12 protein-coding genes are annotated in these 12,452 nt (G+C 66.8%); 5 read left to right on the top strand and 7 right to left on the bottom strand.

Features of this window, described 5'->3' with window-relative positions; translation table 11 throughout:
* Positions 1-99: 99 nt before the first annotated feature.
* From HFL01S_RS12190 to HFL01S_RS12180, 3 genes are read right to left on the bottom strand one after another with little or no spacing between them, the layout of a single operon-like run.
* Entirely contained in the window at positions 100-786 is a 687-nt protein-coding gene (locus tag HFL01S_RS12190) for a hypothetical protein (RefSeq protein WP_066258756.1), read from the bottom strand.
* Positions 780-1,577: a biotin--[acetyl-CoA-carboxylase] ligase gene (locus tag HFL01S_RS12185; RefSeq protein ID WP_066258755.1), complete on the bottom strand. Its 798-nt coding sequence runs from the start codon at positions 1,575-1,577 to the stop codon at positions 780-782. Before HFL01S_RS12185 ends, HFL01S_RS12190 begins: the two co-directional genes overlap by 7 nt.
* Entirely contained in the window at positions 1,574-2,059 is a 486-nt protein-coding gene (locus tag HFL01S_RS12180; RefSeq protein WP_245644793.1) for an SET domain-containing protein, read from the bottom strand. The genes HFL01S_RS12185 and HFL01S_RS12180 overlap by 4 nt, the downstream gene beginning before the upstream one ends.
* A gap of 99 nt (positions 2,060-2,158) precedes the next feature.
* Here HFL01S_RS12180 and HFL01S_RS12175 point away from each other — a divergent pair, with 99 nt between their 5' ends.
* Positions 2,159-5,098 (top strand): DNA topoisomerase III, encoded by a 2,940-nt coding sequence (locus HFL01S_RS12175; protein WP_066258754.1) that lies wholly within the window; start codon positions 2,159-2,161, stop codon positions 5,096-5,098.
* A 33-nt stretch (positions 5,099-5,131) separates the two neighbouring features.
* Complete coding sequence (locus HFL01S_RS12170; RefSeq protein ID WP_066258751.1) at positions 5,132-5,785, top strand: glutathione S-transferase family protein; 654 nt, start codon at positions 5,132-5,134, stop codon at positions 5,783-5,785.
* Positions 5,786-5,787: 2 nt separating this feature from the next.
* On the opposite strand, the gene HFL01S_RS12165 is transcribed toward HFL01S_RS12170, so the two are convergent.
* The 3 genes from HFL01S_RS12165 to HFL01S_RS12155 are packed head-to-tail and all read right to left on the bottom strand — an operon-like array spanning position 5,788 to position 8,484.
* A complete protein-coding gene (locus HFL01S_RS12165; protein WP_066258749.1) occupies positions 5,788-7,257 on the bottom strand; it encodes a sensor histidine kinase in 1,470 nt (489 codons plus the stop codon).
* Between the two features lie 26 nt (positions 7,258-7,283).
* Positions 7,284-7,952, bottom strand: coding sequence for a response regulator (locus HFL01S_RS12160; RefSeq protein ID WP_066159418.1), 669 nt, complete (start codon positions 7,950-7,952; stop codon positions 7,284-7,286).
* A 43-nt stretch (positions 7,953-7,995) separates the two neighbouring features.
* Positions 7,996-8,484: a MarR family winged helix-turn-helix transcriptional regulator gene (locus HFL01S_RS12155; RefSeq protein ID WP_066258746.1), complete on the bottom strand. Its 489-nt coding sequence runs from the start codon at positions 8,482-8,484 to the stop codon at positions 7,996-7,998.
* A gap of 137 nt (positions 8,485-8,621) precedes the next feature.
* Between HFL01S_RS12155 and recA the strand changes: the two genes are divergently transcribed.
* Both recA and recX read left to right on the top strand, forming a co-directional pair.
* Entirely contained in the window at positions 8,622-9,713 is a 1,092-nt protein-coding gene (recA, locus tag HFL01S_RS12150) for a recombinase RecA (protein WP_066258745.1), read from the top strand.
* An 8-nt stretch (positions 9,714-9,721) separates the two neighbouring features.
* The gene (recX, locus tag HFL01S_RS12145; protein ID WP_066258743.1) at positions 9,722-10,171 is read left to right on the top strand and encodes a recombination regulator RecX; all 450 of its coding nucleotides are present in this window, start codon (positions 9,722-9,724) and stop codon (positions 10,169-10,171) included.
* 11 nt (positions 10,172-10,182) lie between these two features.
* Here recX and argC read toward each other — a convergent pair whose 3' ends face one another.
* Positions 10,183-11,106, bottom strand: a complete 924-nt coding sequence (gene argC, locus HFL01S_RS12140; RefSeq protein WP_066258741.1) for an N-acetyl-gamma-glutamyl-phosphate reductase — start codon at positions 11,104-11,106, stop codon at positions 10,183-10,185.
* 184 nt (positions 11,107-11,290) lie between these two features.
* Between argC and sucC the strand changes: the two genes are divergently transcribed.
* Positions 11,291-12,451 carry an ADP-forming succinate--CoA ligase subunit beta gene (sucC, locus tag HFL01S_RS12135; protein ID WP_066258738.1) on the top strand — a complete coding sequence of 387 codons (1,161 nt, stop codon included), beginning with the start codon at positions 11,291-11,293 and terminating at the stop codon, positions 12,449-12,451.
* Position 12,452 lies beyond the last annotated feature (1 nt).

Below are 12,452 nucleotides of genomic sequence, written 5' to 3'. Positions count from 1 at the left end.
CGGCTTCCCCCCGTAGGGGGGACGCACCCTGTGGCCCGGCGAAGCCGGTTCCACGGGTGCCCTGGACTTAAAAAGCCGCTGTGGAAACAGCGGCTTTTTTTATTCGCAAGGCTGGAGTTTTTTCCCGGCCAGGGGCTCGCCCAGGCTTTCGATCGACGTGCGCTGCTCGTCGGTGATCGCGGGCAGGCGCAGGGCCCACGAGACGCTCTCGGGGCGTTCCAGGGCGGCGCGTGCGGTGCGCACGCCCTTCCTGGCGACGTCCTTGAGTGCCTGCTGCACCGACTCCTCGCTGGAGAAGGTGCCCAGCGCCAGGCCCGGCCCGGTCGTGGGCAGGTTGACTTCGCGGAACTCGATCTTGAGTTCGCGCAGCTCGCCCTTCTTCTTCTCCATCTGCTCGTCGTTGTAGCGGCCCATGTAGACGATCCAGCGGCCGGAGGACTTGGCCTCGCTGAACTGCCAGAGCGCGTCGTTCAGGCCGGTGCTGCCCAGCGCGGCGCGCAGCGCGTCGGCCTGTGGCGCCGTGAAGCCGCCGGCCTGCCAGCAGGACGTGGCGGGTGCGACTTCCGGCGAGCCGCTGGGGGCTGCCTCGGTGGCCTGGGCCAGTTCCTCGGCTTCGGCGCGGGGGCCATTGAGGAGGCGCAGCGTGCCCGGTTCGATCTGCGCGTTCAGCCGTTCGGGTTCGCTCTGCTGGACGGGCGCCAGGCCCAGCCCTGCCAGGAAACCCTGGGTCCAGGCGAAATACACCGCGTTGGCCAGCAGCAGGGCGATGGCGACGAGTCTCAGCATGGGCGCACGCTCACTTCCGCGCTGTGCACGGTGCGCAGCCCCTGTGCCGTTCGCACGCGCAGGGCGCCCTGCGCGTCGACGCCCTCGGCGGTGCCCTCTGTGCCGTCGGTCAGCCGCACGGCGCGGCCCAGCAGGGCATCGCGCTGTGCGAAACGGTTCGCAAAAGGAGCGAAGCCGTCCGCACCGAAGCGCAGCACGTCGCGCACCAACGCGGGTGCGACCAGGGCCAGGGTCTCACCGGCGGTCACGCCCATGCGCACCTCGGCCAGTCCGGCCGGCGGCATGGCCGCCACCGCACCAGGCGTGGCCAGCGACTGCACGACCGCAGCCTCGGGGCGTGCGATGTTGATGCCGACCCCGACCACCACGGTGCGCGGCGCCGAGGCACCATCACCGGTGCCCGCCGTCTCGACCAGGATGCCGCCCAGCTTGCGCTGCTGCAGCCAGAGGTCGTTGGGCCACTTCAGCTGCACGTCCGGGTGCAGGCTCTCTGCCAGGCTCACGCCGACCGCGAGCGACAGGCCCGACCAGTCGGCCGGGGCCAGCGGCAGCGCCAGCGAGAAGGTCAGCGATTGCCCCGCCCGGCTGTGCCAGCCCTTGCCCATGCGGCCGCGGCCGGCCGTCTGTTCCTCGGCCGCCAGCAGCACCGGCTCCAGCAGCCCGTCGCGGGCGCGGCGCATCAGTTCGCTGCTGGTCGAGTCGATGCGGGGCAGTACCTCGACGGTGAAGGTCGGCAGGTCGGTGACGACCGACTGCCAGACGGATTCGACGTGGGCGAGCAGGTCGGTCATCCGAGTTTCGTGGCGCGGCCACCGCGTTTGGGGGCCAGCAGCGTGCCGCGGCAGCTTTTCGAGCCGCACCAGCAGGGGTACTGCTTCTTGAGGGCCGGCGTGTAGGGTTCGTCGATCACCAGGCCGTAGTCGTAGAACAGCTCTTCGCCGGCCTTGATGTTGCGCAGTGCGCGGATGAATACCCGGCCCTCGTCGGTCTCGGCCTCGCAGTTGGGGTCGCAGCTGTGGTTGATCCAGCGCGAGGAGTTGCCGCCGTACTTGGCGTCGATGACGTGGTCCTCGTCGATGTGGAAATAGAAGGTGTGGTTGGGGTCCTGGGGGTCGTGCGGGTGGCGGCGCAGCGCCTCGTCCCAGCTGATGATCTCGCCCACGTACTCGATGACGGTTTCGCCTTCGGCCAGATCGACCAGGGCGTAGACCCCCTTGCCGTGAACGCCCGAGCGGCGGGTCTGGATGCGGCGTGCGGGGGCGGTTTTCTTCACGATCGGGAATTTTGGTAAGGTTGTTTCATGCAGGTGCGCGCGTGTATGCGTGCGCGCTCCCGTGCGCGTGTACACGCGCGTGAAGCCCAAATTGTAGAGATGAACAAAACACTGGTCATTGCAGAGAAGCCGTCCGTGGCCCAGGACATCGTGCGCGCCCTCACCCCGGTCGCGGGCAAGTTCGACAAGCACGACGACCATTTCGAGAACGAGCAGTACGTCGTGACCTCCGCCGTCGGCCACCTGGTGGAGATCGCCGCGCCCGAGCAGTTCGACGTCAAGCGCGGCAAGTGGAGCTTTGCCCACCTGCCGGTGCTGCCGCCGTTTTTCGAGCTCAAGCCCATCGACAAGACCAAGTCGCGCCTGTCGGCCGTGGTCCGGCTGGCCAAGCGCAAGGACGTGGCCCGCCTGATCAACGCCTGCGACGCGGGGCGCGAGGGCGAGCTGATCTTCCGCCTGATCGAGCAGTACGCCGGCGGGCAGAAAAGCGGCCAGTACCAGGGCCTGGGCAAGCCGGTCCAGCGGCTGTGGCTGCAGTCCATGACGCCGCAGGCCATTCGCGACGGGTTTGAAAAGCTGCGCAGCGACGAGCAGATGCGCGGTCTGGCCGACGCGGCGCGCAGCCGTTCGGAGGCCGACTGGCTGGTGGGCATCAACGGCACGCGGGCCATGACGGCCTTCAATTCGCGCGACGGCGGCTTCTTCCTGACCACAGTGGGCCGGGTGCAGACACCAACGCTGTCCATCGTGGTCGAGCGCGAGGAGCAGATCCGCGCCCACCGCAGCCGCGACTACTGGGAAATCCACGCGTCCTTCCTGGCCGAGGCCGGCGAATACCCCGGCAAGTGGTTCGACCCGGCGTTCAAGAAGCCCACGGGTGATGATGCCGACGCCGACCAGCGCGCCGACCGCCTGTGGGACCACCGCGAGGCCCTGGCCATCGTCGAGGCCGTGCGCGGCAAGGCCGCCAGCGTCACCGAAGAGAGCAAGCCCACCACGCAGGCCAGCGGCCTGCTGTACGACCTGACCAGCCTGCAGCGCGAGGCCAACGGCCGCTTCGGCTTCTCGGCCAAGACCACGCTGCAGCTGGCGCAGAGCCTGTACGAGCGCCACAAGGCCCTGACCTACCCCCGGACCGACTCGCGCCACCTGCCCGAGGACTACCTGGGCACGGTCAAGCAGACCTTCGAGATGCTGGCCGACAGCGGCATGAAGCACCTGGCGCCGCACGCGCTGACGGCGCTCAACGGCCACTACATCAAGCCCAGCAAGCGCATCTTTGACAACAGCAAGGTCTCGGACCACTTTGCCATCATCCCTACGCTGCAGGCGCCCAGCGGCCTGTCCGAAGCCGAGCAGAAACTGTACGACCTGGTGGTGCGCCGCTTCCTCGCGGTGTTCTTCCCCAGCGCCGAGTTCATGGTGACGACGCGCATTTCCAAGGTCCTGAACCACCACTTCAAGACCGAAGGCAAGGTGCTGGTCAAGCCGGGCTGGATGGCGGTGTACGGCAAGGAAGCGGCCGAGGACGTCGAGGGTGCGAAAGAAGGCGACAAGGGCCAGAACCTGGTGCCGGTGCGCGAGGGCGAGACCGTGCGCACCGAAACCGTCGAGGCCAAGGGCCTGAAGACCAAGCCGCCGGCGCGCTATTCGGAAGCCACGCTGCTGGGCGCGATGGAAGGCGCGGGCAAGTTCATCGAGGACGACGAGCTGCGTGAAGCCATGCAGGAAAAAGGCCTGGGCACCCCGGCCACGCGTGCGGCCATCATTGAAGGCTTGCTGAACGAGAAGTACATGCTGCGCGAAGGCCGGGAGATGATCCCGACCGCCAAAGCCTTCCAGCTCATGACCCTGCTGCGCGGCCTCGAGGTGGAAGAACTCTCGCGCCCCGAGCTGACCGGCGAGTGGGAATACAAGCTGGCCCAGATGGAGCATGGCAAGCTCTCGCGCGCCGCCTTCATGGCCGAGATCGCCGCCATGACCGAGCGCCTGGTGAAGAAGGCCAAGGAGTACGACCGCGACACCGTGCCGGGCAACTACGCCACGCTCGAAGCGCCCTGCCCCAACTGCGGTGGCGTGGTGAAGGAAAACTACCGCCGCTACGCCTGCACCGGCGCCGATGGCAACAGCGAGGGCTGCGGCTTCTCGTTCACCAAGTCGCCGGCGGGCCGCACGTTTGAAGTGGTCGAAGCCGAAGCCTTCCTGCGCGACCGGCACATCGGCCCGCTCGAAGGCTTCCGCTCCAAGGCCGGCTGGCCCTTCGTGGCCGAGATGACCCTCAAGTACAACGACGACGACAAGAACTGGAAGCTGGAGTTCGACTTCGGCGACGACAAGAACGCCGAAGAAACCGGCGAGCTGGTGGATTTCGCGGACCAGGAGAGCCTGGGCGCCTGCCCGGTCTGCGGCGCGCCGGTGTACGAGCACGGGGCCAACTACGTCTGCAGCAAGGCCGTGCCCACGGCCGCCCAGCCCACGCCCAGCTGCACGTTCAAGAGCGGCAAGATCATCCTGCAGCAGCCGGTGGCGCGCGAGCAGATGAGCAAGCTGCTGGAAACGGGCAAGACCGACCTGCTGGACAAGTTCGTCTCCATGCGCACGCGCCGCAGCTTCAAGGCCTTCCTGGCCTGGGACAACGAGGCGGGCAAGGTGAACTTCGAGTTCGAGCCGCGCGAGAGCAAGTTCCCGCCGCGCAAGACCGCCGGGGCCGCGGCCAAGGCTGCGCCGGCCAAGAAGGCCGCCGCAGCCAAGAAGGCGCCTGCTGCGAAAAAGGCCGCCGCGCCCAAGGCACCGCGCAAGACCACCGCTGCCACCGGCAAGCAGCCCAGTGCTGCGCTGGCCGCGGTGATCGGCGAAGGCGCGGTCTCGCGGCCCGAGGTGGTCAAGAAGCTGTGGGACTACATCAAGGCCAACGGCCTGCAGGACGCCAAGGACAAGCGCAAGGTGAACGCCGACGCCAAGCTGCGCCCGGTGTTCGGCAAGGACCAGGTGACCATGTTCGAGATCGCCGGCATCGTCGGACAGCACCTGGTCGACTGATCCCATCCACCACAACACCAGGAGACACGGTCCATGAGCCTCCAACTTTTCTTCGCCCCGGGCGCCTGCTCGTTCGTGCCGCACGCCATGCTGGAGCTGGCCGGCGTGCCGTTCGAGCCGACGATGGTCAAGCTGCACAAGGGCGAGCAGCGCAGTCCCGAGTACCTCGCGATGAACCCGCGCGGCCAGGTGCCGGTGCTGGTGGACGATGGCGAGGTCATCACGCAGATCGTGGCCATCCTGCTGCACCTGGACGCGAAATTCCCGCAGGCCGGCATCCTGCCCGCCTCGGGCCTGGCACGCACCCGCGCGCTGTCCACGCTGGCCTGGATGAACAACACGGTGCACCCGACCTTCACCCACGTGTTCATGCCGCAGAAGTTCACCGACGACGAAGGCGCGCAGAAGATCATTCGTGCCTTTGCGGCGGACAGCTACAAGGGCCTGCTCGGCGAGATCGAGGCCATGGCCGCCAAGGCCTCGCCCTGGCTGTGCGGCGAGGCGCCGTGTGCGCTGGACGCCTACGCGCTGACCCTGCTGCGCTGGGGTGGCTACGCCGGCATCGACCCGACGACGCTGCCCGCGACCTGGGCCCTGGTCCAGCGGTTCGCCGCGCTGCCGGCGGTGGCCCGCGTCATCGAGCGCGAGCGCCTGCAGTTGAACGTCTACCAGCCCGCTACCGCCTGAGCTCACTCATCGGCCCGGCGGCGCGCGGCGAACCGGACCGACACCCGGAGCCCGCGCCGCGGAGCGTCCGGGTGGGCGTCTTCCATCATCACGGCGGCACCGTGTTGCTGAGCAATCTCGTGCACGATCGCCAGCCCCAGGCCTGAGCCATCGACGTTGGTGCCCAGCGCCCGGTAGAAGGGTTGCAGCACCAGCTCGCGCTCGTTCTCCGGGATGCCCGGCCCGTTGTCTTCCACCTGCAGGATCTGCACACCGCTGAAGCGGTCGAACAGCACGCGTGCGGTCACCACGCCGCCGCGCCCGCTGTAGTTGATCGCGTTGTCGACCAGGTTGCGCGTCATCTCCTGCAGCAGTGTGGGGTTGCCGTCCATCAGGCAGATCTCGGGCATCTCGTCCGGGCCCTCGTAGCCCAGGTCGATGCCGTGTTCCAGCGCCCGGGGCACGGAGTCGCGCACCACGCCGGTGACCAGCTGTGCCAGATCGATCTGCGCCGTGGGCAGCGTGCGACCGGTGGTTTCCGCGCGGGCCAGGGCCAGCAGCTGGTTGACGGTGTGGGTGGCACGGGTGCTGGAGTGCGCGATCTGCTGCAGCGAGCTGCGGATCTCCTGCGGGTTGGATTCGCGCTGAGCCAGCTCGGCCTGCATGCGCAGGCCGGCCAGTGGGGTCTTGAGCTGGTGCGCGGCGTCAGCCAGGAAGCGCTTCTGTGTGGTGAGCGAGGTGGTCAGCCGGGCCAGCAGGTCGTTGATGGACGACACCAGCGGTGCCACCTCCTGCGGGATGAAGGACTCTTCGATCGGGCTGAGGTCGTCGGGCTTGCGGGCGCGGATCTTCTGCTCCAGATCGGAGAGCGGGCGGATGCCGCGCACCAGCGCCAGCCACACCAGCAGCACCGCCAGCGGCAGGATCACGAACTGGGGCACCATCACGCCCTTGATGATTTCAGTGGCCAGCGTCGAGCGCTTGCCCTTGGTTTCGGCCACCTGCATCAGCACCAGCTGGCTGGGGTCGTGGTGCCGCTCCAGCCAGGTGTAGGCCACGCGGACCTCGTCGCCGCGGACCTCGTCGTCGCGCAGCAATACCCGGCCGGCCGCCGGCACGTCGGTGTCCGGGGGCGGCGGGAAATCGGCCTCACCACTGATCACGCCCTGCCGGGCATCCCGGAGCTGGTAGTACACCAGGTCGCTGTCGTCGGCCTTGAGCAGGTCGCGCGCCTGCGGGGTCAGATTGAAGCTGACCTTGTTGTCCTTGGTGACGACAAACTGGGTGAGCGCCTGCAGGTTGAACTCGAGCGCGCGGTCAAAGGGCTTGGACGCAATGCCCTGGGCCACGAACCAGGTGAGTGCCAGCGACAGCGGCCACAGCAGCAGCAGCGGCGTGAGCATCCAATCCAGGATCTCTCCGAACAGGCTGCGCTGCTCGCGCTGGAACAGGCCGAAGGAGGTTCGGTGGCTGCCCTGCTTGTGGTCGGTCATGTCGGGGCAGAAGGGCGCTCAGGCGCTCAGATCTTTTCGAGGCAGTAGCCCAGACCCCGCACGGTGGCGATGCGGATGGGGCCTTTCTCGATCTTCTTGCGCAGACGGTGGATGTAGACCTCGATGGCGTTGTTGCTCACCTCTTCGCCCCACTCGCACAGCCGTTCCACCAGCTGGTCCTTGCTGACGAGGCGGCCGGCGCGCTGCAGCAGCACCTCCAGCAGGCCGAGTTCGCGCGCCGAGAGTTCGACCATCTTGCCGTCGATGGTGGCCACACGGCCGGCCTGGTCGTAGACCAGCGGGCCGTGCTTGATGGTGGAGCTGGCGCCGCCCATGCCACGGCGTGTGAGCGCGCGCACGCGGGCTTCGAGCTCCTGCAAAGAGAACGGCTTGGCCATGTAGTCGTCGGCGCCGTAGTCCAGGCCCTTGACCCGCTCATCGACGCTGTCGGCGGCCGTCAGGATCAGAACGGGCAGTGCCGAACCCCGCGAGCGCAGGCGCTTGAGCACCTCCAGGCCGTGCAGCTTGGGCAGGCCGAGATCGAGGATCAGCAGGTCGAACTCGTTGTTGGTCATCAGGGCCGCGTCGGCCTCGCTGCCGTTGGCCACGTGGTCGACCGCGGCACCCGCAGCCCGCAGACTGCGCAACAGACCGTCGGCCAGGACCTGGTCGTCTTCTGCAATCAGGATGCGCATGGGTGTCTCCTTACGGGTTCTGGGGTCATTGTAGGTGGCGCGCCTAGCGCGAAGCATACGCCTCCAGCCCCAGCGCGACCACGGTCGCCACCTCGGTGCCGACCTGCGCGCGGAACTCGGTTTCGGCCCGCGCCACGGCCAGCCGGAAGGCCTCCAGCCAGAGCAGGCCGGTCTCGGTGAAGACGATGCGCCGCGCGCGCGCGTCCAGCGGATCGGGCTCGCGCCGCACCAGGCCCCAGGCCTCGCATTGCGTCACCAGGTCGCCCATGGCCTGCTTGCTCATGCCCGCGGCCGCGGCCAGCTCGGTCAGGCGCGAGCCCTTGAGGGCGAGGTGGCGCGTGATGTGGATGTGGGCGGCACCGATCTGCTCGCGTGCGGCTAGGTTGGACAAGGCCAGAGGTACGTTGGCGTCGTGCGCCATCAGGAACAGCACACGTTCGTCAAAACGGCGCAGCGCATGACCTAGGACGCGACCCAGGTGGGTGGCCCGCCAGCGGTCGTCGGTGGTTGTGGAAGCGGATGAGACGGGCATGGCAAATGGTAAGGCAAACTGACCATTTATTGGCTTGCGGAGAGTTTATGTGGCGATACACTCCTGTTCAGACATCCAGCCTGTACATAAATCCACAGACTGATGCAAGTACCCACTCACACACTGGAGCACCACACATGGACAACGCCACCAACACCGAAAAAGCCAAGGCCTTGCAGGCCGCGCTGGCCCAGATCGAAAAGCAGTTCGGCAAGGGCACCATCATGCGCCTGGGCGAAGGCGAGGCCATTGAGGACATCCAGGTGGTTTCCACCGGTTCGCTGGGCCTGGACATTGCCCTGGGCGTCGGCGGCCTGCCGCGCGGCCGCGTCATCGAAATCTACGGTCCGGAATCTTCCGGCAAGACCACGCTGACCCTGCAGGTGATTGCCGAGATGCAGAAGCTCGGCGGCACCTGCGCTTTCGTCGACGCCGAACACGCGCTGGACATCCAGTACGCCCAGAAGCTGGGTGTGCACGTGCCCGATCTGCTGATCAGCCAGCCCGACACCGGTGAGCAGGCGCTGGAGATCGTCGATTCGCTGGTGCGCTCCGGTGCGGTTGATCTGGTGATCATCGACTCGGTCGCCGCGCTCACGCCCAAGGCCGAAATCGAAGGCGAGATGGGCGACAGCCTGCCCGGCCTGCAGGCCCGTCTGATGAGCCAGGCCCTGCGCAAGCTCACCGCCACCATCAAGAAGACCAACTGCACGGTCATCTTCATCAACCAGATCCGCATGAAGATCGGCGTGATGTTCGGTTCGCCCGAAACCACCACCGGCGGCAACGCACTCAAGTTCTACGCATCGGTCCGTCTGGACATCCGCCGCACCGGCACCATCAAGAAGGGCGAGGACGCGATCGGCAACGAGACCAAGGTAAAGGTGGTCAAGAACAAGGTTTCGCCCCCGTTCAAGACGGCCGAATTCGACATTCTGTTCGGCGAAGGCATCAGCCGCGAGGGCGAGATCCTCGATCTGGGCGTGCTGCACCGCGTGGTCGAGAAGTCCGGCGCCTGGTACGCCTACAACGGCGAGAAGATTGGCCAAGGTCGCGACAACGCCCGAGAGTTCCTCAAGGAGAACCCCGAGCTGCGCGTCGAGATCGAGAACAAGGTGCGCACCGAGCTGGGCGTGCCCCTGCTGCCGGTTGATGCAGGAGCCCAAGAGGCCGCTCCAGTCGCCAGGGGCAAGAAGGCGAAGACCGCCGAAGCCGAGGCCGCTGAATAAGTCCCGCGGTGGGGTTTGACAAGATATCGCTCAAGGGCCGCGCGCTGCGGCTGCTGGCTGGCCGCGAACACTCGCGTGCCGAGCTGGAGAAGAAGCTGGCGGCCCACGAGCAGGAGCCGGGTGAACTGCAGCGCGCCCTGGACGAGCTGCAGGCCAAAGGCTTCATCAGCGAACAGCGGGTGGTCGAGTCGGTGATCCACCGGCGGGCCGCCGGGCTGGGCGCTGGTCGCGTGAAGCAGGAGCTGCAGGCCAAGGGCGTCAGTGCCGAGGCGGTGGCCGAGGCGGTGGACCGGCTGCGAGGCACCGAGACCGAGCGGGCCCGCGAGGTCTGGCGCAAGAAGTTTGGCGAGCCTGCGGCGGACCCGGCAGGGCGTGCCAAGCAGATGCGGTTCCTCGCATCGCGCGGCTTTGGTGCCGAGGCGATCCGCCGAGTGGTCCGCGGTGCGGACGACGACTGATACGGCGGGCGTTACAGCCCCAGCATGAGCTGCAGATTCTGCACGGCCGCGCCACTGGCGCCTTTGCCGAGGTTGTCCAGGCGCGCGATGACGACGGCGTGGCGGTGCGTTTCGTTGGCGAACACGCGCAATTCGAGCTTGTTGGTGTCGTTCAGTGCGGTGGCGTCCAGCTTGCCGTCGGCGGGCGCGGGCAACACGCTGACCCAGCCGCCTTGCGCCGCACTGGCTGCGTAGTGCGCCACCAGCGCGTCGTGCAGATCGCTGGCCTTGGGCCGACCGGGCAACTCGTCCAGATGCAGCGGCAACTGCACCAGCATGCCCTGGCGGAAGTTGCCGACAGCCGGAATGAAGATGGGCCGGCGGCTCAGGCCGGTGTAGCGCTGGATTTCGGGGATGTGCTTGTGTGACAGGCCCAGCGCGTAGGCCTCGTGCAGCGGTGCGGTGCCGGCCTCGTAGGCCTCGATCATCGTGCGGCCACCGCCCGAATAACCGCTGACCGAGGGCAGCGACACCGGAAAGTCCCTGGGCAGCAGCCCTGCATCGACGAGAGGACGCAGGATCGCGATGGCTCCTGTTGCGTAGCACCCGGGGTTGGCGACGCGGTCCGCCTTCTGCACGGCCTCACCCTGGCCCGCACTCAGTTCGGGGAAGCCGTAGACCCAGCCCTCGTGGCAACGGTGGGCGGTAGAAGCATCGATGATGCGGGGCTTGCGGCCAGGCAGGCTGTCGATCATCGCGACCGACTCGATGGCCGCATCGTCGTGCAGGCACAGGACCACCAGGTCGGCTTCGGCCATCAGCGTTCTTTTGGCCTCCGGATCCTTGCGCCGCTCGGGCGCGATGCTCAACATCTCGATGGCGGGCATCTGCTGCAGACGTTCGCGGATCTGCAGGCCGGTGGTCCCGGCTTCGCCGTCGATGAAGATTCTGGCCATGGCAACTCCTGTGTGTGTCAGTCAGGGTTCAGCGATCGGCTCGATAATTATGCATTACGTAAGCCGTCGCTTATATGTATGCTGCGTCGCAGCATGATACAGTCGTCGGTTGCCGTGTCCACGAGTCCGCGCACCGGCTGTGCCCTTTGGCCGGATCGAACAACCCCAGTCCGAGAGAAACCTCATGAAGATTCACGAGTACCAAGGCAAGGAAATCTTGCGTCAGTTTGGTGTGCCGGTCCCCCGCGGCATTCCCGCGTTCACGGTGCAGGAAGCCGTTGAAGCCGCGCAGAAACTCGGTGGCCCGGTCTGGGTGGTCAAGGCCCAGATCCACGCCGGCGGCCGTGGCAAGGGTGGTGGTGTGAAGGTGGCCAAGTCGATCGACGATGTCAAGGCCCGTGCCTCGGACATCCTGGGCATGCAGCTGGTCACGCACCAGACCGGCCCCGAAGGCCAGAAGGTCCGCCGCCTCTACATCGAAGACGGCGCCGACATCAAGAACGAACTGTACGTGTCGCTGGTCACCGACCGCGCCACGCAGAAGGTCGCCCTGATCGCGTCGAGCGAAGGCGGCATGGACATCGAGGAAGTCGCCCACTCCACGCCTGAGAAGATCATCACCGAGATGATCGATCCGCTGACCGGCATCACCGAAGCGCAGTCGCGCAAGGTGGCGGCCGCCATCGGACTGACCGGTGCCTCGGTGGACCAGGCGGTTGATCTGTTCGCCAAGATCTACAAGTGCTACATGGACACCGACGCGTCGCTGGTGGAAATCAACCCGCTGAACTGCGACTCCAAGGGCAACCTGATGGCCCTGGACGCGAAGTTCAACTTTGACGCCAACGCCCTGTTCCGCCACCCCGAAATCGTGGCCTTCCGCGATCTGGACGAGGAAGACCCGGCTGAAATCGAGGCCTCCAAGTTCGACCTGGCCTACATCAGTCTGGACGGCAACATCGGTTGCCTGGTGAACGGCGCTGGTCTGGCCATGGCCACCATGGACACCATCAAGCTGTTCGGCGGCGAGCCGGCCAACTTCCTGGACGTGGGCGGCGGTGCCACCCCCGAAAAGGTCACCGAAGCCTTCAAGATCATGCTCAAGAACCCCAAGGTCGAAGGCATCCTGGTCAACATCTTCGGCGGCATCATGAAGTGCGACACCATCGCCACCGGCGTGATCACCGCCTGCAAGGCCGTGAACCTGAACGTGCCGCTGGTCGTGCGCATGAAGGGCACCAACGAAGAACTGGGCAAGAAGATGCTGGCCGAGTCCGGCCTGCCCATCATCGCCGCCGACACCATGGCCGAAGCCGCGACCAAGATCGTCGCCGCCGTCAAATAAG

Source organism: Hydrogenophaga flava NBRC 102514 (assembly GCF_001571145.1).
Taxonomy (GTDB): Bacteria; Pseudomonadota; Gammaproteobacteria; order Burkholderiales; family Burkholderiaceae_C; genus Hydrogenophaga; species Hydrogenophaga flava.
The sequence above is the reverse complement of the archived record's forward strand: the minus strand, read 5'-3'. Positions and strand labels throughout refer to the sequence as shown.